The organism is Actinoplanes sp. SE50/110, assembly GCF_900119315.1.
Taxonomy (GTDB): Bacteria; Actinomycetota; Actinomycetes; order Mycobacteriales; family Micromonosporaceae; genus Actinoplanes.
Map to the genome: position 1 here is coordinate 7,399,004 of NZ_LT827010.1, position 20,346 is coordinate 7,419,349.

At 72.1% G+C, this 20,346-nt stretch carries 18 protein-coding genes and 1 pseudogene; 6 read left to right on the forward strand and 13 right to left on the reverse strand.

The window, feature by feature from the left end:
- Positions 1 to 9: 9 nt before the first annotated feature.
- The 3 genes from ACSP50_RS33085 to ACSP50_RS33095 all read right to left on the reverse strand — a co-directional run bounded on the left by ACSP50_RS33085 (position 10) and on the right by ACSP50_RS33095 (position 3,858).
- The gene (locus tag ACSP50_RS33085) at positions 10 to 2,679 is read right to left on the reverse strand and encodes an ABC transporter permease (RefSeq protein WP_014693677.1); all 2,670 of its coding nucleotides are present in this window, start codon (positions 2,677 to 2,679) and stop codon (positions 10 to 12) included.
- The gene (locus tag ACSP50_RS33090) at positions 2,676 to 3,413 is read right to left on the reverse strand and encodes an ABC transporter ATP-binding protein (protein ID WP_014693678.1); all 738 of its coding nucleotides are present in this window, start codon (positions 3,411 to 3,413) and stop codon (positions 2,676 to 2,678) included. Before ACSP50_RS33090 ends, ACSP50_RS33085 begins: the two co-directional genes overlap by 4 nt.
- A 70-nt stretch (positions 3,414 to 3,483) precedes the next feature.
- Positions 3,484 to 3,858, reverse strand: a complete 375-nt coding sequence (locus tag ACSP50_RS33095) for a hypothetical protein (RefSeq protein ID WP_014693679.1) — start codon at positions 3,856 to 3,858, stop codon at positions 3,484 to 3,486.
- 242 nt (positions 3,859 to 4,100) lie between these two features.
- Here ACSP50_RS33095 and ACSP50_RS33100 point away from each other — a divergent pair, with 242 nt between their 5' ends.
- Complete coding sequence (locus tag ACSP50_RS33100) at positions 4,101 to 4,883, forward strand: SGNH/GDSL hydrolase family protein (protein ID WP_014693680.1); 783 nt, start codon at positions 4,101 to 4,103, stop codon at positions 4,881 to 4,883.
- A gap of 99 nt (positions 4,884 to 4,982) precedes the next feature.
- Positions 4,983 to 5,288 (forward strand): PLD nuclease N-terminal domain-containing protein, encoded by a 306-nt coding sequence (locus tag ACSP50_RS33105; RefSeq protein WP_014693681.1) that lies wholly within the window; start codon positions 4,983 to 4,985, stop codon positions 5,286 to 5,288.
- Between the two features lie 108 nt (positions 5,289 to 5,396).
- On the opposite strand, the gene ACSP50_RS33110 is transcribed toward ACSP50_RS33105, so the two are convergent.
- From ACSP50_RS33110 to ACSP50_RS33125, 4 genes are all read right to left on the reverse strand, one after another.
- Positions 5,397 to 6,041 (reverse strand): hypothetical protein, encoded by a 645-nt coding sequence (locus ACSP50_RS33110; RefSeq protein WP_014693682.1) that lies wholly within the window; start codon positions 6,039 to 6,041, stop codon positions 5,397 to 5,399.
- 46 nt (positions 6,042 to 6,087) lie between these two features.
- A complete protein-coding gene (locus ACSP50_RS33115; protein ID WP_080128110.1) occupies positions 6,088 to 7,701 on the reverse strand; it encodes a serine/threonine-protein kinase in 1,614 nt (537 codons plus the stop codon).
- Between the two features lie 110 nt (positions 7,702 to 7,811).
- On the reverse strand, positions 7,812 to 9,833 hold the full coding sequence (locus tag ACSP50_RS33120; RefSeq protein WP_014693684.1) for a response regulator: 2,022 nt from the start codon (positions 9,831 to 9,833) through the stop codon (positions 7,812 to 7,814).
- A 92-nt stretch (positions 9,834 to 9,925) separates the two neighbouring features.
- Entirely contained in the window at positions 9,926 to 10,864 is a 939-nt protein-coding gene (locus ACSP50_RS33125) for a ribose-phosphate pyrophosphokinase (protein WP_043516030.1), read from the reverse strand.
- Between the two features lie 66 nt (positions 10,865 to 10,930).
- Here ACSP50_RS33125 and ACSP50_RS33130 point away from each other — a divergent pair, with 66 nt between their 5' ends.
- Entirely contained in the window at positions 10,931 to 11,773 is an 843-nt protein-coding gene (locus ACSP50_RS33130) for an ABC transporter ATP-binding protein (protein ID WP_014693686.1), read from the forward strand.
- A 12-nt stretch (positions 11,774 to 11,785) separates the two neighbouring features.
- Here the strand turns inward: ACSP50_RS33130 and ACSP50_RS33135 are convergent, their stop codons facing one another.
- From ACSP50_RS33135 to ACSP50_RS33145, 3 genes are all read right to left on the reverse strand, one after another.
- Entirely contained in the window at positions 11,786 to 12,589 is an 804-nt protein-coding gene (locus ACSP50_RS33135; protein ID WP_231956767.1) for a DUF4142 domain-containing protein, read from the reverse strand.
- Between the two features lie 602 nt (positions 12,590 to 13,191).
- Positions 13,192 to 13,845: an ABC transporter ATP-binding protein gene (locus ACSP50_RS33140; protein ID WP_014693688.1), complete on the reverse strand. Its 654-nt coding sequence runs from the start codon at positions 13,843 to 13,845 to the stop codon at positions 13,192 to 13,194.
- 39 nt (positions 13,846 to 13,884) lie between these two features.
- Positions 13,885 to 14,883, reverse strand: coding sequence for a magnesium transporter CorA family protein (locus tag ACSP50_RS33145; protein ID WP_231956768.1), 999 nt, complete (start codon positions 14,881 to 14,883; stop codon positions 13,885 to 13,887).
- A 42-nt stretch (positions 14,884 to 14,925) separates the two neighbouring features.
- Between ACSP50_RS33145 and ACSP50_RS44385 the strand changes: the two genes are divergently transcribed.
- Complete coding sequence (locus ACSP50_RS44385) at positions 14,926 to 15,642, forward strand: nicotinamide mononucleotide transporter family protein (protein ID WP_014693690.1); 717 nt, start codon at positions 14,926 to 14,928, stop codon at positions 15,640 to 15,642.
- Between the two features lie 33 nt (positions 15,643 to 15,675).
- On the opposite strand, the pseudogene ACSP50_RS33155 reads toward ACSP50_RS44385, so the two are convergent.
- Together ACSP50_RS33155 and ACSP50_RS33160 are read right to left on the reverse strand one after the other, a co-directional pair.
- Positions 15,676 to 16,740, reverse strand: a pseudogene (locus ACSP50_RS33155) (benzoate/H(+) symporter BenE family transporter); the annotation flags it as partial.
- A gap of 44 nt (positions 16,741 to 16,784) precedes the next feature.
- A complete protein-coding gene (locus tag ACSP50_RS33160) occupies positions 16,785 to 18,203 on the reverse strand; it encodes an MFS transporter (protein WP_014693692.1) in 1,419 nt (472 codons plus the stop codon).
- A 77-nt stretch (positions 18,204 to 18,280) separates the two neighbouring features.
- Between ACSP50_RS33160 and ACSP50_RS33165 the strand changes: the two genes are divergently transcribed.
- On the forward strand, positions 18,281 to 18,946 hold the full coding sequence (locus ACSP50_RS33165) for a TetR family transcriptional regulator (RefSeq protein ID WP_043512660.1): 666 nt from the start codon (positions 18,281 to 18,283) through the stop codon (positions 18,944 to 18,946).
- Between the two features lie 10 nt (positions 18,947 to 18,956).
- Here the strand turns inward: ACSP50_RS33165 and ACSP50_RS33170 are convergent, their stop codons facing one another.
- Positions 18,957 to 19,331, reverse strand: coding sequence for an SgcJ/EcaC family oxidoreductase (locus tag ACSP50_RS33170; RefSeq protein WP_014693694.1), 375 nt, complete (start codon positions 19,329 to 19,331; stop codon positions 18,957 to 18,959).
- Positions 19,332 to 19,377: 46 nt separating this feature from the next.
- Between ACSP50_RS33170 and ACSP50_RS33175 the strand changes: the two genes are divergently transcribed.
- Entirely contained in the window at positions 19,378 to 20,328 is a 951-nt protein-coding gene (locus tag ACSP50_RS33175) for a sigma-70 family RNA polymerase sigma factor (RefSeq protein WP_052311972.1), read from the forward strand.
- The last annotated feature ends 18 nt before the right edge of the window (positions 20,329 to 20,346 follow it).

Genomic DNA, 20,346 nt, shown 5'->3' on the forward strand with positions numbered 1-20,346 from the left:
GCCGGCATCCTAAATGGCCGGTGCACGCCGGCGCAGCAGCAGACGGGCCGGGAGGACGCCGGCGGCGAGGCCGAGCGCGGCGACCCCGGCGGCCATCCCGGCGTACGTCACCGGGTCCACGATCACCCGGAGCGCACCGTCCTGGGCGAGGCTGAACGCGCCCACCACGATGCCGCTCACGGTAGCTCCGAGCAGCAGCCCGGTCAGCACGGTGACGACCGCTTCGCCGGCCGCCAGCCGATGCAACTGGCCCGCGGTGGCCCCGGTCAGCCGCAGCGCGGCGAATTCACCGCGCCGCCCGGCGGTGGCGATCGCGAACGTGTTGACCACGGCGATCGCGGTGAAGCCCACCGAAATCACCACCATCAACTCCCACGCGCCCTGCTGATCGGCGTGGTCACCGCCGGCGGTCGCCGCGGAGATCGTCGGCAGGCCCCGCGCGACACCCGGCGCTCCGCGCAGACTGATCACGCTGACCAGGCCCTTCGGGTCGTGGGCCGCGATCAGCGCGGCGGGCAGGACAAGATCTCCAAAACCACGATTGCGGGCGTACGTCATAGCCAGCGGCAGTGTCACCCGATACCCGTCGGCGAGCCACAGGTCGACCGGTTCCCCGATCCGCCAGCCGTACTGTCGGGCCACCGCCGCACTCGCCCCCAGACCGTCCCCCGGCGCCCCCGCCCGGATGCCCAGGTCGATCGCCGGGTCGGCGCCGGTGGTCATCAGTCCCTGCGCCGCGTAGTCCTCCGGCTTCCCACCCTGGGCGAGGATCACCCGGGTGGGCAGTAGCAGCGCCGCACCGGTCACGCCGGGCCGGGCGGCGATCCGCTCGGCGTCGGGCAGGGCCAACCCGCCCGGCACCGCGACCTGGGCGGTCGCGCCGGCCAGGCGTTCCCGTTGCTGCACGCCGGCGAGCCGGTCCTGCAGTCTGCCGTTGAGCAGCATGGTCGCGTTGAGCGCGAACATCAGCACGAGCGGGACGGCGACCGCGGCGACGCGCCGGTACTCGGCGCGGCTGATCAGGCCGGCCAAGCCGGACACCCGGCCGGCCAACCCGGACACCCGGCCGAGCAGGGCGGTCAGCGGCCGGACGAGGATCGGGCCGAGGGCGGCGACGGCGCAGAGCAGCAGCGCGCTGGAGATGAAGCTCATGCCCATCCCGAACGGGCCGTCGAGGGGGACGAAGCTCAGCACCGCGACGGCGCCGGCCGTGGTGACGACAGCGGCGAGGACCCGCACGGCCCGGCCGCCGGTGGGTGCGGTCGCGGTCTCGGTCAGCGCCTGGGTCGGTGCGATCCGCACCGCGCGGCGCCCGGCGAGGCGGGCCGCGACGTAGGTGACCAGCGTCCCGGCGAGGATTGCGAGCAGCAGGACCGGGACACTGACCCGGACGACGAACGGGGCGGGCACCGCGCCGAGAGCCCGGAACCGGGCCGCCACCAGGTGGGCGAGGACCACGCCGAGCGGCGCGCCGGGCAGCCCGGCGATCAGGGCGAGCACGATCGCCTCCCGGCCGAGCATCCGGCGGAGCTGACCGGGCGTGGCGCCGGCGGTGCGCAGCAGGGCGAGCTCGCGCAGCCGCTGCCGGACGCTCAGCGTGACCGTGCCGGTGAGCACGAAGATCGCGGCGAAAGCGGTGATGCCGATGACGAACCCGAAGATCGAGATCGGCGCGATGTAGTCGGGCAACGCCCCGGGCAGATCAGCCCGGACCCGGTCGTCACCGGTCAACACCACGATCGCACCGGCCCCACCGGACGCCCCCGAGGCCGGAGCCGAGGCCGGCAGGACTCCGGACGGAACAGCCGCGGTGGAGGACGCCGCGGCCGGCAAGGCCCCGACCGGGACAGCCGCGGTGGAGGAAGCCGCGGCCGGCAAGGCCCACGCCGGGACAGCGGCGGTGGAGGAGGCGGGCGCCGGGGAGGTGCCGGAGGTCGCGGGAACACCGACCGCCGCGGTGATCCGGTCGCGGAGCACCGACGGGTCCAGACCGGCCGCCGGGCGGACGCCGATCGCGGTGGGCCCGGTCAGCCCGGAGATCGCCGCGACCTCGCTGTCGGCCACGAACACCGCGCCCTGTGCGGGCAGCGCGTCCCGCCCCGGCGGCGCCGCGATGCCGCTGACCAGCAGCGTCCGGGTCCCGGTGCGGGTGGTGATCCGCAGCTCGGCGCCGACCGGCACCCGGCCCGCGGCGGCCAGCCCGGCGTCGAGCACCACCTGCCCGGCCGCCGGAGCCCGCCCGGCCCGCAGCGCGTAGGGGGTCAGCCCGGCCGACGACCAGCCGTGCCCGATCGGCGTGCCGGGCAGGTCGGCGGCGCGCAGCGGGAAGGCCGCGTCGGCGACGACCGCCGCCACCCCGGGCACCGCCGCGACCCGCCCGGCCAGGTCGGCCGGCAGTGGCGCGGCGCCGGTCAGCCGCTCGGTCTTGACCTTGTGCTTGACCTTGGTCTTGCCCTCCTTCTTCGCCTTGGTGGTGACCGTCTCCAGGCTCACCTCCCGGGCGCCGGCGACCACCACCGGCACCGCGGCGAACCGGTCGGCCGGCGGCTTCGCGGTCAGCACCGAGAAGAGCAGCAGCCCGCCGCCGCCGAGCAGCGCGACGGCCAGCAGCGCGGCGAGGAGCGTGCCCGCGTAGGCCCCGCGGTGCTGCCGCAGCGACCCCAGCACCAGCCGGATCATCGGGCCACCCCCTCGGCGGCGCTGACCTCGGTCATCCGGGCCGCGACCCGGTCCGCGGAGGGCGCGTCCATCGCGCCCACGATCACGCCGTCGGCCAGGAAGACCACCCGGTCGGCGTGTGCGGCCGCGGCCGGGTCGTGGGTGACCATCACGATCGTCGTGCCGAGGTCGTCGACCGCCTCGCGCAGCAGACCCAGCACGTCGCGCCCGGCGGCCAGGTCGAGTGCGCCGGTCGGCTCGTCGGCGAAGATCACCTGCGGCCGGGCGGCGAGGGCCCGGGCCAGCGCCACCCGCTGCCGCTGCCCCCCGGAGAGCTGGGCCGGCCGAGCCTGCTCGCGACCGCCGAGCCCGACCCGGCGCAGCACCTCGCGGGCCCAGCCGTGGTCGGCGCGGACGCCGGCCAGACGCTGCGGCAGCAGCACGTTGTGCCAGACCGTCAGCGAGTCGAGCAGGTTGTAGGACTGGAAGACGAACCCGGCGACCCGGCGGCGCGCCTCGGTGAGTTTCGGCTCGCGCAGGTCGCCGATGTCCTGTCCACCGAGCAGCACCCGCCCGGTGCCGGGCCGGTCGAGCCCGGCGGCGCAGTGCAGGAGGGTCGACTTGCCGGAGCCGGACGGGCCCATCACCGCGGTGAAGGTGCCGCTGGTGAAGGTGGCCGAGACGCCGGCCAGGGCGCGCACGCCGAGGTAGCTCCTGGTGACGTCGATCAGCTCGACGACGGGTGTGTTCCGCATGCCTCGAGCCTGGTCGAAACGGCTCTCCGGCATAACACGGCAGACCCTGGACTTCGGGGTAGGGCTATCCCTACCCGAACGTGGAGCGGAAGCGTTGCGCCAGGGACGGCGGGGCCGGCGCCGGGGTCGGCCGGCGTCCGGCGACCGGCGCGGACCGGCCGATCGGGCGGTCGTAGTCCGCGGTCGCGACGGCGTCGATGATCTGCTCGTCGGTGAACCGCTCGGAGCCCGGGATCGACGCGACGAAGCCGACCAGCACGCCGTCGCGCATCACCTGGGCCTCCAGGCCCGCGGTGCCGTCGTTGTCCCAGATCGCCTCGCGGCCGTCCGGCAGCACGATCCGGATGCCGTACTGCGTGAGACCGGCGTGCGGAAGTTTCAGATGAGCGAAGACATTGCGCTCGCGCAGCCGAGCGACCACTCGGCGGGCCCGGTTCTCGTCCATGCGCCCGACCGTAGCCCGACTTTCTGGAGGCACGCTGAAGGCCGGCTGGGCAGCCGCCGAAAGCCCGTCACCATCCGGTCATGTAACATCACCCAGGGACATACCCCCAGGTCACATCGATGTATGTTACTCCTCTGTAACAGGAAAATCACTGCTTTCTATTTCTCGGGCTCTTGACTTACTGTGCGGTAACCGAAGCGCTTCGGCCCCAGAGATCCCCTCGTGGATATCGGAGGCCAACGATGAGTAGGGCTACCGTCCTCGCCTGTCTCGTCTCCTCGTCCGTCCTCGCGCTCACGATCGCCGCCGCCTCCCCCGCCCAAGCGGCCGGCGTCGACTACGTCGCCCTCGGCGACTCCTACTCGTCCGGGGTCGGCGCGCCCGGACAATCCGGCAGCTGCCTGCGCAGCAACTACAGCTACGCCGCACAGTGGGCGGCGAAGCACAGCCCGGCCTCGTTCCAGTTCCTGGCCTGCAGCGGTGCGGTCACCGACGACGTGCTGAACACCCAGGTCCCGGCCATGACCAGCGGCGCCGACCTGGTCAGCATCACCATCGGCGGCAACGACGCCGGCTTCGCGCCGACCGTGCTGACCTGCCTGACCAGCAGCGACGCCACCTGCGCCGCGAAGGTCGCGGCCGGCAAGACGTACGTCGCGAACACGCTGCCCGGCAAGCTCGACGCGACCTATCAGGCGATCCGTGCGAAGGCCCCGGGCGCGAAGGTGGTCGTGCTGTCCTACCCGAACATCTTCGACACCTCGTCGGCGCTCTGCGAGATGGACGCCACCAAGCGCAAGGCGCTGAACAGCGGGGCGCAGGCCCTGGACGACATGATCAAGGCGCGGGCGACCGCCGCGGGCTTCACCTTCGCCGACGTCCGCGGCAACTTCACCGGCCACGGGGTGTGCGCGTCTAGGCCGTACCTCAACGGCCTGACCATCATCCCGCCGCAGAACTCCTACCACCCCAACACCAACGGCTACACGTACGGCTATCTCCCGGCTCTGACGAACGCCGCCTGACCGCCGCGGTGCGCGGTGGGGCCTGCGTGCCCCGCCGCAACCCGGTGGCACCGGGCGGGGACCTCCGATGACCGCCCGGGGACGGCAGGATCCCTGGGCATGGCCCGAGTGAACACGCTGCTCTTCCTGCTCGCCGTCGCGCTCGTCGTGGTGGCGCTGATCGACTGCCTGCTCACCGCCCCCGCCCGGCTCCGGCACTTCCCGCGCGCCGCCTGGCTCGTGCTGATCCTCTGCTGCCCGGTCGCCGGCGCCATCGCCTGGTTCCGCGCCGGCCGCCGTCAGAACGCCGGCCAGGGCGAAGGCCTCGCCGGCCACGAAAGCGCCGGCCGCGGCGAAAAGCCGATCGGCCCGGAGGACGACCCGGAATTCATCCGGCTACTGGCCGCCGCAATCCGGGAAGGCTGAAAACGCCGCCGCAATCCGGGAAGGCCGAGACCGCCGCCACGGTCCGGGAAGGCTGAAAACGCCGCCGCAATCCGGGAAGGTCAGAGGAACCGGCGCAATCCGCGAAGGCTAGGAGAAGAGCGGCCGCCAGACATACCGGCGCTTCCACGAATCGTCGCCGGTCAGGAATCCGGTCAGCAACCGCGACGCCTCCAGCGGATCGGTCGTCTCGGTCCGGAAGTGATGCTCCGGCCCGCCCTCCCGATATTCCAGCGCATACCGTCCCGGCTCGGTCCCGGCCGCCGGCCCGTAACCCACCTGCACGAACCACCCGTCGGAGCGTTCCAGGATGACGAAGTGGTTGTCCGGACCGAGCTCGCCGACCAGGGTGTCGATCCGGTCGGAACTGGGGTCGGGGATCTCCGGCCCGGCCGCCGAGGTGAGGGTGAAGGCGGCGAGGTGCCCGGCGGCGTTGGGGTTGAGCAGGCCGCTCTGCGGCTCGTAGCAGACCAGGCCGTGCTCGCGGGCCAGTGCGACGACGGCGGCGCCCACCTCGCCGGCCCGGGGCCAGGCGACCGACAGGGCCAGGAGTTCGTCGGAGGCCGGCGGGACGATGCTCCACGTGCCGGAGCCGGGTGGGAAGCGGTCGAGCAGGGCGGCGCGCATGGCGCGGACCGCGGGATGCGGGCGGAAGGCGCCCTGCCGCAGCCGGCTCTCGGCGATCGCGGGCGTGATCGGTTCCGGCTCGTGCCAGACGTACAGATCGAAGCTCATGACGGACACCACCTCCGCGGGTATCGAAGGATCTTAGTAACCCCTGTCACCAGGTGAAGACCCGGCCCCGGGCGGTGCTGGTCGCGGTGTGGCCGTCCCGCTCGTACCGGAAGGCCATCACCACGGTGTAGTTGCGGCCGCGGCGCGGTGTGGCGCCGGCCGGTCCGCAGGCCCGGGTCATCTGACCGCCGGTGAAGGTGAGCCCGTCACAGGTGGTGGGGCCGGCCACGGTACGACCGGTGTCCGCGTCGCGCAACGTCACCTCGATGTGCGCGCGGCCGCCGGCCGGCGCGGTGAGGGACGCCTGGAACTGCACGGTCCGGCCGATCGACTGGCACGGCTTCGGGGCGAGCGGACTGCGGGTGGCCAGGTCGATCATGAGGCCGGGCGCGCACTCCCACGGGCCCCGCACCTCGTCCTCCGGCTGGGGTGGGCGCGGCTGGACGGCCCGTTTCGTACGTACGCGGGAAGGTTTCGCAGGTTTCGTGGAGGAAACGACCTTTCGGCGCGGGACGACCTGGACCGAGGCGGCCGGCGCGGGGTGGCTGGGCAGCGCCGACGGCGAGGCCGGGGTGCCGCCGTGCCGCCAGATCGAGCCGGCGACGCCGGCGGCGAGCAGCACCCCGGCGAGGACCGCGACCGCCGCGCTGGACCGCACCCATCGATGGCCCGGTGCGGCGTTGCGCGGGCGGCGGGCCTGCGCGACGGCGCGCGGCAGCCGGATGCCGTCGCGCAGTTCCGGCGGGTCGACCGCCCGGTCGTCCGGGTCGGCGGGCGGCAGGCTGGGCGGCGCGGGCGGCGGCAGCGGCGCGATTCCGGCCAGTTTGCGGTTGAGTTCGCGCAGCTCACGCACGAGAGCGGCGGCCGCCGGACGCTGCCGGGGCTTCGCCGAGAGGCATCCGCGGATGAGTCTCCACAGGTCGTCGGGGATGCCGGGGCGACGTTTCGGACGACCCTCGGCATGCATGCGCATCAGTTCCGGGACGGAGTCGCTGAGGTACGGCGGCTGCCCGGAGACCAGCTCGTAGAGGAGCACGCCGAGCGCGTAGACGTCGGTGGCCGGGCTGGGGGTGACCCCGTGGAACGCCTCCGGCGCCATGTAGTGCGGGGTCCCGACGACCGCGTTCGGGGTGGTCATGCTCGGCACGTTGAGGATCCGGGCGATGCCGAAGTCGGTCAGCCGGGTCTCCAGCCGGCCGTTGCGTTCGAGCACCAGGATGTTGTCCGGTTTGAGGTCGCGGTGGATGATCCCGAGGTCGTGCGCCTCGGCGAGGGCGTCGGCGACCTGCGCGGCGAGCCGCACCGCCTCGGCCGGCGCCAGGGTGCGTTCGCGGTGCAGGTGGTCGCGCAGGCTGCCGCCGGCCACCAGGTCCATCACCAGGCCGAGGGTCTCGCCGACGCTGAACAGGTCGCGGACCCGGACCACGTTGCGGTGTCGGAGCATGAGCAGGATGGTGCGTTCCTGGACGAAGCGGGTGACCAGCCGGGGCTGCCGGAGCAGGCTCTCGTGCAGGAGTTTGACGGCGACCGGTTCCCCGGTGGTGCTGTCCTCGCCCTCCCACACCGTTCCGGTGGCGCCCTGCCCGATCGGCTTGACGAGCCGGTACGAATTGCCGACACTCCGTCCGGCCAGTGGCTCGCTGTCGGTCGAATCCTGCATGATGGAGAATATTGCTTTTTGTCCGGATGGCCTGGCAAGCCCGCGGCGGCAAGTTCGCACGGTCCGGCAGGCTTGTCCACCGGACCGTCACGAATACCCGCAGAAGTCGTTCAGGGCGTCGGCTGCGGGCCGCACAGCGACCGGATCGCCCCCAACAGGGTCGAACGGGTGAACGGCTTCTCCAGCAACATGCTGTTGTCGTCCAGGTGCAACTGCGGCCCCAGCGACGCCGCGGTGTACCCGGACATGTAGAGCACCGGAAGATCCGGTTGGTGGGTGCGCAATGCCCCGGCCAGCTCCGGCCCGGTCATCGTCGGCATCACCACATCGGTGATCAGCAGGTCCGGCCGGGCGCCGGAGGCCACCTGGGTGACCGCGGTCAGCGCGTCGGTGGCCACCGCGATCTCGTAGCCGGCCGGCGCGATCAGCCGCTGCACCAGCTGCGCCACGTCCGGCTGATCCTCGACGATCAGCACCCGGCCGATCACCGCGGACTTCTCCCGGCGCTCACCGGCCGGCTGCGCCCGCTCCTCGGCGGCCGGCAGATAGATGTGCACCGTGGTGCCCATCCGCGGCTTCGACTCCAGCTCGATGTGCCCGCCCAGGTTCTGCACGATCCCCGCGGTGGTGGCCAGGCCCAGCCCGGCCGCGGTCGGCCGGGTGGTGAAGAACGGCTCCAGGGCCCGCTTGCGGATCTCCTCGTCCATGCCGGTGCCGGTGTCGGTGACCACCAGGTGCACCAGCTTGCCGGTCGGCGCGCCCTCGGCCAGCTGGCCCGGCTCGACCACCTCGTTGGTGGCCGCCACCCGCAGCATGCCGCCGTGCAGCATCGCGTCGCGGGCGTTCGCCGCCAGGTTGACCAGCGCCTGCTCCAACGGCCCGCGCTCCGCGCGCACCGGCCAGACATCCGGTCCGAAGGCCAGGTCCAGACCGATGTGCTCACCGAGGGTCCGACTGAACAGGGACTGTACGTCGGTGAGCAGATCCGGGATGGGAATCACCTCCGGCCGGTTGCCCTCGCTGCGCCCGAACGCGAGCAGCTGGTGCGTGAGGGTCCGCCCGGTCGCCACCGCGTCCAGGATGTCCTTGGCGAGCTGCTGCTGCGGCGTGCCGTCCGCGGACTGGCTCAGGATCATGTCGGCCGAGCCGGCCACCACCGTCATCAGGTTGTTGAAGTCGTGCGACAGGCCGCCGATCAGCTGGCCCAGACTGTCCAGCCGGCGCAGGTGGTCGAGCTGGCGTTTGAGGCCGCGGGCGTCGATGTGGTCGGTGGTGTCGGTGATCATGCAGAGCACGCCGGCGAACTCGCCGTGGTCGTCGCGGATCGGCATCATGCTCATCCGCACGCTGCGCCGCGACCCGTCGGCGCGCATCAGGCGGGTGGCGCCCACCGTCGACCGGCCCTGCTTGCACTCGGCGATCCGGCGGTCCAGCTCCTTCTGCCCCTGATTGTCCAGGAAGCCGCGCAGCGACACCCCGATCAGCTCGCTGCGGGGCATCCCGAGGACCACACCGATCGGCTCGTTGGCGTAGGTGGCGACGCCCTCCGGGTCGAGCTGCAGCACCCCTTCCGGGATGGTCTCCAGGACCCGGCGGTAGCGCTCCTCGGCGGCCCGCAGCCGCTCCTGGGCGCGGGCGCCGGCCACCGCCAGCGACAGCTCACCGGCGATGTCGCGGGCCAGCTCCACCTCGGGCGTCGAATAGAACGCGTCCGGGGTGTGCCGGGTCAGGATCAGATAGCCGGCGTACGTGTTGTCGACGATCACCGGGCTGAGCACCGCCGCCGTGATCCCGTCGCCCGGCCCGGCCAGCGCCGCCGCCGAGTCGCCGGCCAGCACGATCGGACGCCGGCTGGCGGCCAGCGTGGTGGAGTACTCGTCGTCGGGCGCCCGGCCGGCCCGGTCCAGCGCCTTGGCCAGCGCCGTGGAACGGTCGTCCGCCACGTGGTGGTACGCGATCGCCTCGTACTCCCCGTCGTCGCGCAGCAGTTGCACCCCGGCGCCGTCGCCGATCATGTCAGCGGCGGCGCGGGCGGCCGTGGATCGCACCTCGGCCGGATCCGTGGCGGCGCGGCTGAGCGCGAGGGCGAGGTCGGCGAGCGCGTACCGGAGGGGGTAAGCCATGACACCCATGTGCACATTTTTCGTGTTACGGGACGTGCGTGAGGGGTGTTCGCCGGAATCCGGCCCAGTTGTTCAGACCCGGGCCGGATTCCGGGCCGGATTCAGACGAACAGGGCGCTGACCGACTCGCCGTTGTGTATGCGCCGCATCGCCTCGGCCAGCGGCGCGGCCACCGAGATCACGGTCAGCTTCTCGTGCCGCTTGCTCGCCGGGATCGGCACCGTGTTGGTGCAGACGATCTCCTCGATCTCCTTCTCCGCGGCCAGCCGCTGCACCGCGTCGTCGGTGAGCAGCCCGTGCGTGCAGGCCACCCGCACACTGCGCACGTTGCGCTCGCGCAGCCGGGCGAGCAGCTCGAACACCGTGCTGCCCTTGGCGATCTCGTCGTCCAGCACGATCACGTCCCGGTCACCGACCTCACCGATGATCGAGTTGATCACCACCTTGTCGTCGGCGAACCGCTGCTTGGCGCCGGCCGCGACCTCGATCCCGAGCAGCCGGGCGAACGCGGCCGCCTCCTTGGCGTTGCCCAGGTCCGGGGAGACGACCACGGTGTTGCTCAGGTCGTAGCCCCGGAAGTGGTGGGCCAGCTCGCGCAGCGCGTGCAGGTGGTCGACCGGGATGCTGAAGAAGCCGTGCACCTGCGGCGAGTGCAGGGTCATCGCCAGCACCCGGTCGGCGCCGGCGGTGGTCAGCAGGTCGGCGACCAGGCGGCCGCCGATCGAGATGCGAGGGGCGTCCTTCTTGTCGGACCGGGCGTAGGCGTAATGCGGCAGGACCACGGTGATCCGGCCGGCCGACGCGCCCCGGGCGGCGTCGAGCATGAAGAGCAACTCGGCGAGATGCTCCTGGGTCGGGGGAACCAGCGGCTGGATCAGGAACACGTCCCGTTCCCGGCAGTTACCCTGCAGCTGCACCTCGATGCAGTCGTTGGCGAACCGGGAGATCTTGGTCGGCAGCAGCGGCACCGCGAGGTGCTCGCAGATCTCCGCGGCGAGTTCGGGATGGGCGGATCCGGTGAAGACGGCGATGTCGCGCACGGCCACATGCTAAGTGCCCCGGTTACGGGGTCGTCAGGGACCGTCCGGCACCGTTAGCGTGCTCTCATGAACGGACTCGCGGTCGCCTGCCGGCGGGTGGTGCACATCTACCGTGCCGAGGCGGGGGACGTGGTGGCCCTGGCCGGGGTCGATCTCTCCATAGCGCCGGGCGAGACCCTCGCCCTGGTCGGACCCTCCGGGTCCGGCAAATCGACGCTCATCGCACTGCTCGCCGGCCTGATGCGGCCGTCGGCGGGACGGATCAACATCGGGACGTACGACATGGGCAAGCTCTCCGACTCGGAGATCTCCCGCCTGCGCGGCACCGAGATCGGCGTGGTCCTGCAGGGCGCCGCCCGCAACCTGCTGCCGTACGCGACGCTGCACCGCAACATCTGGCTCGCCCAGCGCCGCGCCGCGCACACCCGTGGCATCACACTCGACGACCCGGACCGCATCCTCGACCTGGTCGGCCTGCCCGGCCAGGGCCGCCGCAAACTCGCCGACCTCACCCCCGGCGGCCGGCAGCGGGCCGCCCTCGCGGTCGGCATCGCCACCGGCCCCGGGCTGCTGCTCGTCGATGAGCCCACCTCCCGGCTGGACACCGCCGGCCGGGACGAGGTGCTCGCTGCACTCGAAACGGTGAACCGGGAACGCGAGACCACCATCGTGGTGGTCACCCACGACAACGAGGTCGGCGCCCGCCTCGGCCGCGCCGTCACCATCCGCGACGGCCGGGTCGGCGCCGAGGGCCGCGACGGCCAGGACTTCGCCGTGGTCGCCGGCGACGGCACGGTCCAGCTGCCCCCGGAGGTGCTGGGCTCCTATCCGCCCGGCACCCTCTTCACCGTCCAGCACGTCGACGGCGAGGTCACCCTGGTCCCCGGGGGCACCGAGACCGCCGCCTGACCCGGGCCGCGATCAGTAGTAGCGGCGACGGCGACGCTGGTTGCTCGGCCAGAAGCGGCGGGTGATGAAGAACGCCGCGGCGAGACTGGCGATCACCACCCCGGCGACCACCGGCGAGCTGAGCGGCGAGCCCTTCTGCTCAGCCGCGGTCAGGTTCGTCGCTGTTCCCGTCCCGGCCCCGGCCCCGGCCGCCGGGGCGGTCGTCGCCGCGGCCGGCGGCGGCGCGGTCGGCAGCCCCGCGAAGTCGACGATGCCACTGCTCTCCAGCAGCGTCATGTGGGTCATCACGAACTGGTTCGCCCGCTGCGCCAGCTTGCGCACGCTGTCGTTACGGGTACTGGCCCGGATCGTGGCGATCGCCGGGAAGATCTTGCCGTGTGCCGCGCGCAGCCGGTCGATGTAGATCTGGTCGAAGTCGGTGCCTTCGGCGGCGCTCCGCATCTCGCCGAGCCAGCCCTGCTGGTCGGAGTTGGGCACGTTGGGCAACGTGACGCCCAGCTTCTTGGCGACATCGCGGTCCATCTTGTCGAGCACCACGTGCTGCGCGGCGATCGCCTTGCCGATCTGCTGGATCCGCGGGTCCTTCGACTTCTGCTGGGCCATCTGCCCGGCCGGGATCTCCCACAGCCCGGCGAGCCGCACCCGGACCACGAAGTCCCGGTCGGCGGCCGTGACGGCGCCCTCGCCGGTGTCGGTGATCAACTGGTTCGGCGGGTCGGGCACACCCGGCTCGGTCGCGTGCGCCGCCATCGGTTGCAGCAGCACCACCGCCACCGCGGCGACAGCGAGCCCGGTCAATCTCCGTCCGATGGCCACCACAGGAACCTCCTCCACAGCTTCCGCACAGCTACCTCATGCACCAGAACGGACGCGGGCCCCCAACGGATCAACGCACCAGAGTCTTTCGGCCCTTTCTCGCATTGCGCCGTCCCTGGACCGCACCGGCACCCGGCCTGGAAGACCGCGGCCGCGGCGATCGCCGGCAGCACCACGTCGGTCAGCACGGACCACCACGGGTTGCCGCCGGGCGCAGCAGCACCGCCACCGGCCGGCCGAGCATGGTCGACTCGACGAGGGCGAGCACCGCGAGGCCGCCGACCGCGACCGCGGACCAGACCAGCGCGGCCGGCCGGTCGCCCGGGTCGGGGGCGGGGCGCCGCCGATCAGCAGCCGGGCGACCAGGAACCCGATCGGGCGCCGAGCAGCACGCCGGCGCCGAGCGGCACCAGATGCTGCCCCCGGGCCAGCCGCAGCATGCCGGAGCGGCTCACCCCGCGCAGCTTGAGCAGGGCGGCGCGCGATGGTGCCCAGCAGGCGGCGGATGTTGACGCTGAGCTGGATCTCGTCGGTGCCCAGGTGCCGGTCGGCGGGGTCCGGGCCCGCCGTGGGGACCGCAACTTACGGGCTCGTGGACGATCTCAGGCGCGCGCCCAGGTGGCCGCCCCGTCGGCCAGGTGCAACTCCCGGTCGCAGGCCGCGGCCGCCTCCGGGTCGTGGGTGGCGAGCACCACCGCGGCGCCCCGTTGCGCCTCGGCGCGCAGCAACTCCAGCACCTTCTGCCGGTTCGCCGCGTCGAGCTCGCTGGTCACCTCGTCGGCGAGCAGCACCGTGCCGCGCAGGGCCAGCCCGCGGGCGATCGCGGCGCGCTGCTGCTGACCGCCGGAGAGCTCCTCGATCAGCTGATTCGCCTGCCCGGCCAGGCCGACCGCGGTGAGCGCGTCGGCGGTCCGGCGGCGGGCGTCGGCCGGCGAGCCGCCGGTGGCGATCACCGCGACCGAGACGTTCTCGGCCGCGGTGAGGATCGCGGCGAGCCCGTTCTCCTGGGGGATCAGGACCACGCCGCGGCCGACCGCGGCGTCCCGGTCGCCCAGCGGCGCGCCGTCCACGGTGACCACGCCGGACGTCGGGGCCAGCAGCCCGGCCATCGCGGTGAGCAACGTGGTCTTCCCGGATCCGGAAGTCCCGGTGATCGCGAGCATCTCGCCGGGCCGCGCGTGCACGGTCACGCCGCGCAGGACCGGGTCGCCGCCGTGGTATCCGAGGTCCACCGATGCAAGGTCGACCGTGGTCATCCGTTCCCCCGTTCGCGGATCCGACAGCCCCGGACGGTACTACAACCAGCCGCGTTTCTTGAGGTAGTAGTAGAGGGCACCGGCCGAGACCACGATCAGCACCATGCTCTCCACGAAACCCCACGGCTTCTGATAGCCGGGGTAGGGCAGGTTCTGTCCGAAATAGCCGGTCAGCGCGGTGGGCACCGCGATGATCGCGGCCCACGCGGCGAGCTTGCGGGTGATGTCGTTGAGGACGTTGCTCTGCTCGTTGAGGTCGGCCTCGATCAGCTCGTTGATCCGGATGAGGGAGTGCTCGATCGACTCCAGGGAGCGCTTCGCGTGGTCCTCGACGTCCCGGTAGTACGGTCGCAGATCCTCGTCGACCACGCCGTTGTCGGTCCGGGTGAGCTCGGCGACCACGTCCGACATCGGGGCCACCGCGCGACGCAGCAGGGCCAGCGAGCGGCGCAGCGCGAAACCCCGCATCCGGACCGGGCGGGGCGCACCGCCCTCGCCGAGCATCTGGTCCTCGATGGAGTCCATCGCCTCGTCGACCTGCCGGGCGGCCGCGTACTGACCGTCGACGATCACGTCGAGCAGCCCGTACAGCAGATAATTGACGCCGCCGCCGGCGGCGAGACCGGACGGGTCCTCGTCCCAGCGCTCGGTCAGCCGGTCGACGTCGCCCTTCCCCTTGTGCACGGTGATCAGCACCCGCTCGGTGACGAACGCGCTGATCTCCACCTTGCTGGGCCGGCCCTCGGCGTCCGGCACCGCGACGGCGTAGACGTTGAGGAAGAGGTGATCCGGATAACGGTCGAGCTTGGGCCGCTCGTGCTCGGCGAGCGCGTCCTCGACGGCAAGCGGGTGCAGACCGTACTCGTCGGCCACCGCGGCGAGGTCTTCCGCCGAGGGTTCCAGCAGGTCGAGCCAGGCCACCGCGCCCGGATGGGCGCGGAGTCGGGCGGTGAGCTCGGCGTACCCGAAATCCTTCGCGGCCACCTTCCCGTCGGCATAGAGACGGGTCTGCACGGGACAGGAGATCGCTGCGGTCACCGTCTCACTATGCCCATCCGGAAGCTCGTCCTACCATGAGCCGTGACTTGGCTCGATGACCTGCTGACCGCGTTCTACACCGCCAAATGGCAGGTGACCGCGGATCAGGCGATCTATTGGCGGGAGATCGTCGGCAACGCCTTCGGGCTCGGCTCGGCGCTGTTCGGGTTACGCCGCAGCGCGTGGGCCTGGCCGGTCGGGATCGTCGGCAACATCCTGCTGTTCACCGTCTTCCTCGGTCAGGCGGTGGGCAACGATCAGGGCACCCCGCTCTACGGCCAGGCCGCCCGCCAGGTCTTCTTCCTGATCACCAGCCTGTACGGGTGGTGGCGCTGGCGCCGCAACCGCCGCAGCGGCCTGGGCAGCGCGGTCGTCCCGCACTGGGCCGGCCGCCGGCAACGCCTGATCCTGCTCCCGGTGGCCCTGCTCAGCGTGGTGGCCTGCTTCTTCGTCTTCCGCGCGGTCGGCGCCGGCTTCCCGGTCCCGTGGTGGTACTACCTGGCCGACTCGTGGATCTTCGTGGGGTCGATCCTGGCCACCTTCGCGATGGCCCGCGGCTGGGTCGAGTTCTGGCTCTGCTGGATCGCCGTCGACCTGGTCGGCGTCCCCGAGCTGCTGCACTTCGGCTACTACCCCTCAGCGGTGCTGTACGCGGTCTACGCGGGCTTCGTGATCTGGGGATTCGTCGTCTGGTTGCGGATCTCCCGCACGTCGCGGCCGATGATTCAGCAGCAGGTGTACGCCAACGCCGGCGACTAGCCCCCAGAAAGCCGAGCCGACATGGGCCACGGTCATCCCGGACGCGGTCGCGGTCAGCGTGACCAGCGACCCCTCCCGGGCCGACTTGTCGTCCAGGGCCCCGGCCAGACTGCCCAACAGCGCGCCGAGCAGGGCCACCCCGCTGACCGCGGCGACCAGCGGCTTGGGCAGCGCGGTGAAGAAGCCGACCAGTCCGGTCCCGAGGAAGCCGCAGATCAGGTAGAAGGCGCCGCAGGCCACCCCGGCGAGGTACCGCTGCCGCGGGTTGGGGTGAGCCTGCTCGCCGGTGCAGATCGCCGCGGTGATCGCGGCCAGGTTGATCCCGTGGCTGCCGAACGGCGCGAGCAGCACCGAGACCACGCCGGTGCCGGTCAGCAGCAGCCGGTCGTCCGGGTCGTAGCCGCTGGTCTTGAGCACCGCCAGGCCGGGCGCGTTCTGCGAGGCCATGGTCACGATGAGCAGCGGCAGGCCGATGCTGACCAGTGCCGAGGGGTTGACCGTCGGGAGGGTCAACAGCGGCTTGGCGATGTCCAGGTGGACGCCGCCCAGGTGCAGGTCGTGGCGGAGCGCGGCGACCGCGGTGCCGGCGCCCAGGGCCAGCAGCACGGCGTAGTTCGGCAGGAAGCGCCGGCCCAGGAAGTAGGCCAGTAGCACCGCGAGCACGACTGCGGGCGCGCCGGGGAGCTGGCGGAACGCCTCCAGGGCGAACGGCAGCAGGATGCCGGCCAGCATCGCCGAGATGATCCCCCGCGGCACCCGGGTCAGGATCCGGCCGAACAGCCCGGAGAAGCCGAGGATCGTCATGCCCACGGCGGCGAACAGGAAGGCGCCGATCGCGTCGGTGTACCGGTACGCGCTGAGCGAGCCGACCAGCAGCGCCGCGCCCGGCGTCGACCAGGCGGTGATCACCGGCATCCGGCTGAGCAGGCTGAGCACCAGGCCGGACAGGCCGCTGCCGATGGCGATCGCCCAGACCCACGAGGTGGTCTGGGCGGCCGTCAGGTGGGCGGCCGAGGCGGCGGTGAGCACCACCACGAACGGGCCGGAGAAGGAGACCAGGACGGCGACAAGACCGGCCACCACGGCGCTGACTCTCATGCGGGGAGTCGACCATCAGTGACCGGCCGTCGCCAAATCGATTCTCAGACCGTCTCGAGGACAGGGACCGGCGTGATCTGCGGCGCCGGCCGCGCCGTGCGCAGCATCCACAGGCTCAGCGGCACCCCGGCCACGATCAGGGCCGCGGCCACCACCAGGGCGAACTGGTAGCCGACCAGATAGCGGTGCAGCTCGGTGCCGGTCGCGGCGCCGGCCCGGTTGCTCAGGATCGCGCCCAGCACGGTGACTCCGAGCAGGCCGAACACCTCACGCGAGACGTTCAGCATGCCGGAGGCGATGCCGGCCCGCCCGGACGGCAGCGCGCCGATCACCACGTTGCTCAGCGGGATGAGCAGGCCGCCGCCGACGCCGTACAGGGCGAACCAGGGCAGCAGGTCGAGGTAGTGGGTGCCCTCGCCGTACCGGGCGATCCCGGCGATCGACGCACCCATCACCGCGAGGCCGAACGCGGTCACCCGGGCGACGCCGAACCGGGCCTCGAGGCGGGGTGCCAGCACCGCGCCGACCGCGGTGATCAGGGCCAGCGGCACGAAGCCGGCGCCCGCCTCGGTCGGCGAGAAGCCCAGCACGTTCTGCAGGTAGATGGCCATGTAGAAGTAGATGCCGAAGACCCCGAAAGCCCACAGCCCCATCGCGAGCAGACCACCGGTGAACATCCGCTGGCGGAAGAAGGCCAGGTTCACCATCGGGTCGGCGGCCCGGGCCTGCTGCACCACGAAGCCGATGCCGGTGAGCGCGGCGACCGCGAACGATCCGAGGATCACGGCCGAGGTCCAGCCCTTGGCGTCGCCCTCGATCAGCGCGTAGGTCAGGGCGAAGAGCGCGACGGACGAGGTGCCCAGAGCGATCGGATCGAGGCCGCCGGAGCGGGTCCGGGCGCCGTCGCGCGGCATGGCGACCAGGGACAGCACGAGGGTCGCGACGCCGATCGGCAGGTTGATCAGGAAGATCCAGCCCCAGGAGACGTGCTGGCTGAGCACGCCGCCGGTGAGCGGGCCGACGGCCAGGGCGAGCGCGCCGACCGCGCCCCAGATGCCGATCGCGGTGCCGCGCTCCTTCGGGTCCGGGAAGAACTCGCCGATCAGCGCGAGGGCGGCCGGGGAGAGCAGCGCCGCGCCGATGCCCTGCACCGCCCGGGCCCCGATGAGCAGCTCCTGGCTGCCGGAGAGGCCGGCCGCGACCGAGGCGACGGTGAAGACGCCGAGGCCGGACAGGAACACCACCCGGTGCCCGAGGACATCGCCGAGGCGGCCACCGGCGAGCAGCAGGCCGGCGAAGACCAGGATGTACGCGCTGGTGATCCACTCCAGGCCGGAGATGCTCAGGCCGAGCTCCCGCTGGATGGACGGCAGCGCGACGTTGACCACGTTGTTGTCGAGGTACGTCATGAAGGTGCCGAGCGCCACCGCGACCAGCGCCCACCACCGACGGTTCTGTTCCACAGTCTCCCCCTATACGGAGTACTTGTACGATGTACATGTACCTCGTACATGAGACCTGTACGTTGTATGGTTGTCAAGTGACCCCAGCAGAACGACTCAGTCGGGCGGCCGTCGCCGAGCGCGCCCTGCGCCTCGCCGACGAGGAAGGCCTCGACGCCGTCACCATCCGGCGCCTGGCCAAGGAGCTGGGCGTCACCCCGATGGCGCTGTACTGGCATTTCAAGAACAAGGACGAGCTGCTGCTCGGCGTCGTCGACCACGTGCTCAGCGGCGTGCGGGCCGACCGCAGCGCCGGCGACCCGTGGCAGAGACAGCTCCGCGCGATCGTCGAGACTGTGGTGGGCGTCATGCGGGACCACCCGTGCCTGCCCGACCTGCTGCACGCGGCGGACAAGACGCAGGCGGCGAGCTTCACCCGGGCGACCAACGACACCCTGGCCCTGCTGGCCGACGCCGGATTCGACGTCGAGGAGGGGTACTGGATCGCGATGTACCTGCTCAACGGCGCTATCGGACTGGTCGGGGCGCAGCCGGACCGCCCGGCCGACGTGCCGGCCGGGCGGGCGGAGGAGTGGCGGCGGCAGAAACGGGTGCAGATGGAGTGCCTGCCGGCCGACGAGTACCCGATGATGATCGAGTTCGCCCGGACGTACCGGCGGGCGCCCGACGTCGAACGCTATTACGCGTTCGGCCTCGACCTGCTGATGGCGGCGGTCGAGACGATGGCCGCCGGGCGCCGCTGACCTCGGGCGGCTACGCCGGGCTGTTGTGGTACGCGGCGGCCAGCCAGTGGTCGCCTTCGCGGGTCAGCACCCAGGTGGCCCGGCGGATCCGGTCGGCCGGCACCTCCGGCTCGCCCGCCATCCGGATCCCGCTGGTGCTGCTCACGATCGCGACGTCGGCGCCGGCGTACCGGATCGATTCCTGGCGGTCCAGCGGCGCCGAGCCCTTCAGCGGTCCGGCGAAGCCGGTCTTGAAGAACTGCCGGATCTCCGCCCGGCTGCGCAGCGCCGCGCCGGAGGTCACCACGGTGGCGTCCGCGGTATAGAGCTCGGCCACGGCGTCGGCGTCGCCGGCGATCCAGGCGGCTTCCGACAGGTCGAAGAATTCCTGCACGGTTTGTGACATTGTGTGCCTCTTTCGTCAGGGTGTGTTCGCGGTATATACCGGTGAGGTGCCGCAGACTCATCGCTCCACCGACGCATTTCAGCAAGTCGCTCTCGGCTACCGGGGCGAGCTGCTGGCGCACTGCTACCAGATGCTCGGCTCGCTGCACGACGCCGAGGATCAGGTGCAGGAGACGTATCTGCGGGCCTGGCGCGCCTACGACCGGTTCGACGAGTCCCGTGCGTCGATGCGCACCTGGCTGTACCGGATCGCCACCAACACCTGCCTGACCGCGCTGGAGAGCCGGGGGCGGCGCGCGCTCCCCGCCGGGCTCGGGGCGCCCAGCGACGACCCGCAGCAGCCACTCACCCACCGCGAGGTGCCCTGGCTGGAGCCGTTCCCGGACGCGTTGCTGGCCGGCGATCCGGCCGCCGTACTGCTCGGGCGCGGGCGGTTGCGGATCGCGTTCCTGGCCGCGCTGCAGCACCTGGCGCCCCGCCAGCGGGCGGTGCTGATCCTGCGTGAGGTCTTCGACTTCAGCGCCGCCGAAACGGCGGAGATCCTGGACATGACGGTCGCCGCTGTCAACTCCGGACTGCAGCGGGCCCGGGCCCGGATGGCGACGGTACGCGTGACCGAGGAGCCGTCGGCCGGCGACCGCGCCGTCCTCGACCGGTACGTCGCGGCGTTCGAGTCGGCGGACATCCCGGCTCTGGTCCGGCTGCTCGGCGAGACCCCGATCCTGGAGATGCCGCCCTACGAGAACTGGTATCGAGGGGTGGCCGACTATGCCGCGTTCTGCGCGCGGGTGTTCGCGATGCGCGGCACCGACTGGCGGGCGCTGACCACCTCGCTGAACGGGCAGCCGACCCTCGCGGCGTACGTCCGCCGGGGCGACCGCTACGTGGCGCACACCCTGCAGGTGCTCACCATCCGGGACGGAAAGGTGCTCCGGAACACGGTGTTCTCCGAGGTCACGCTCTTCTCTCAGAGTGGTTTGGTGGAGGAACTGGCGTAGGACTGGCATCGTTCCCCG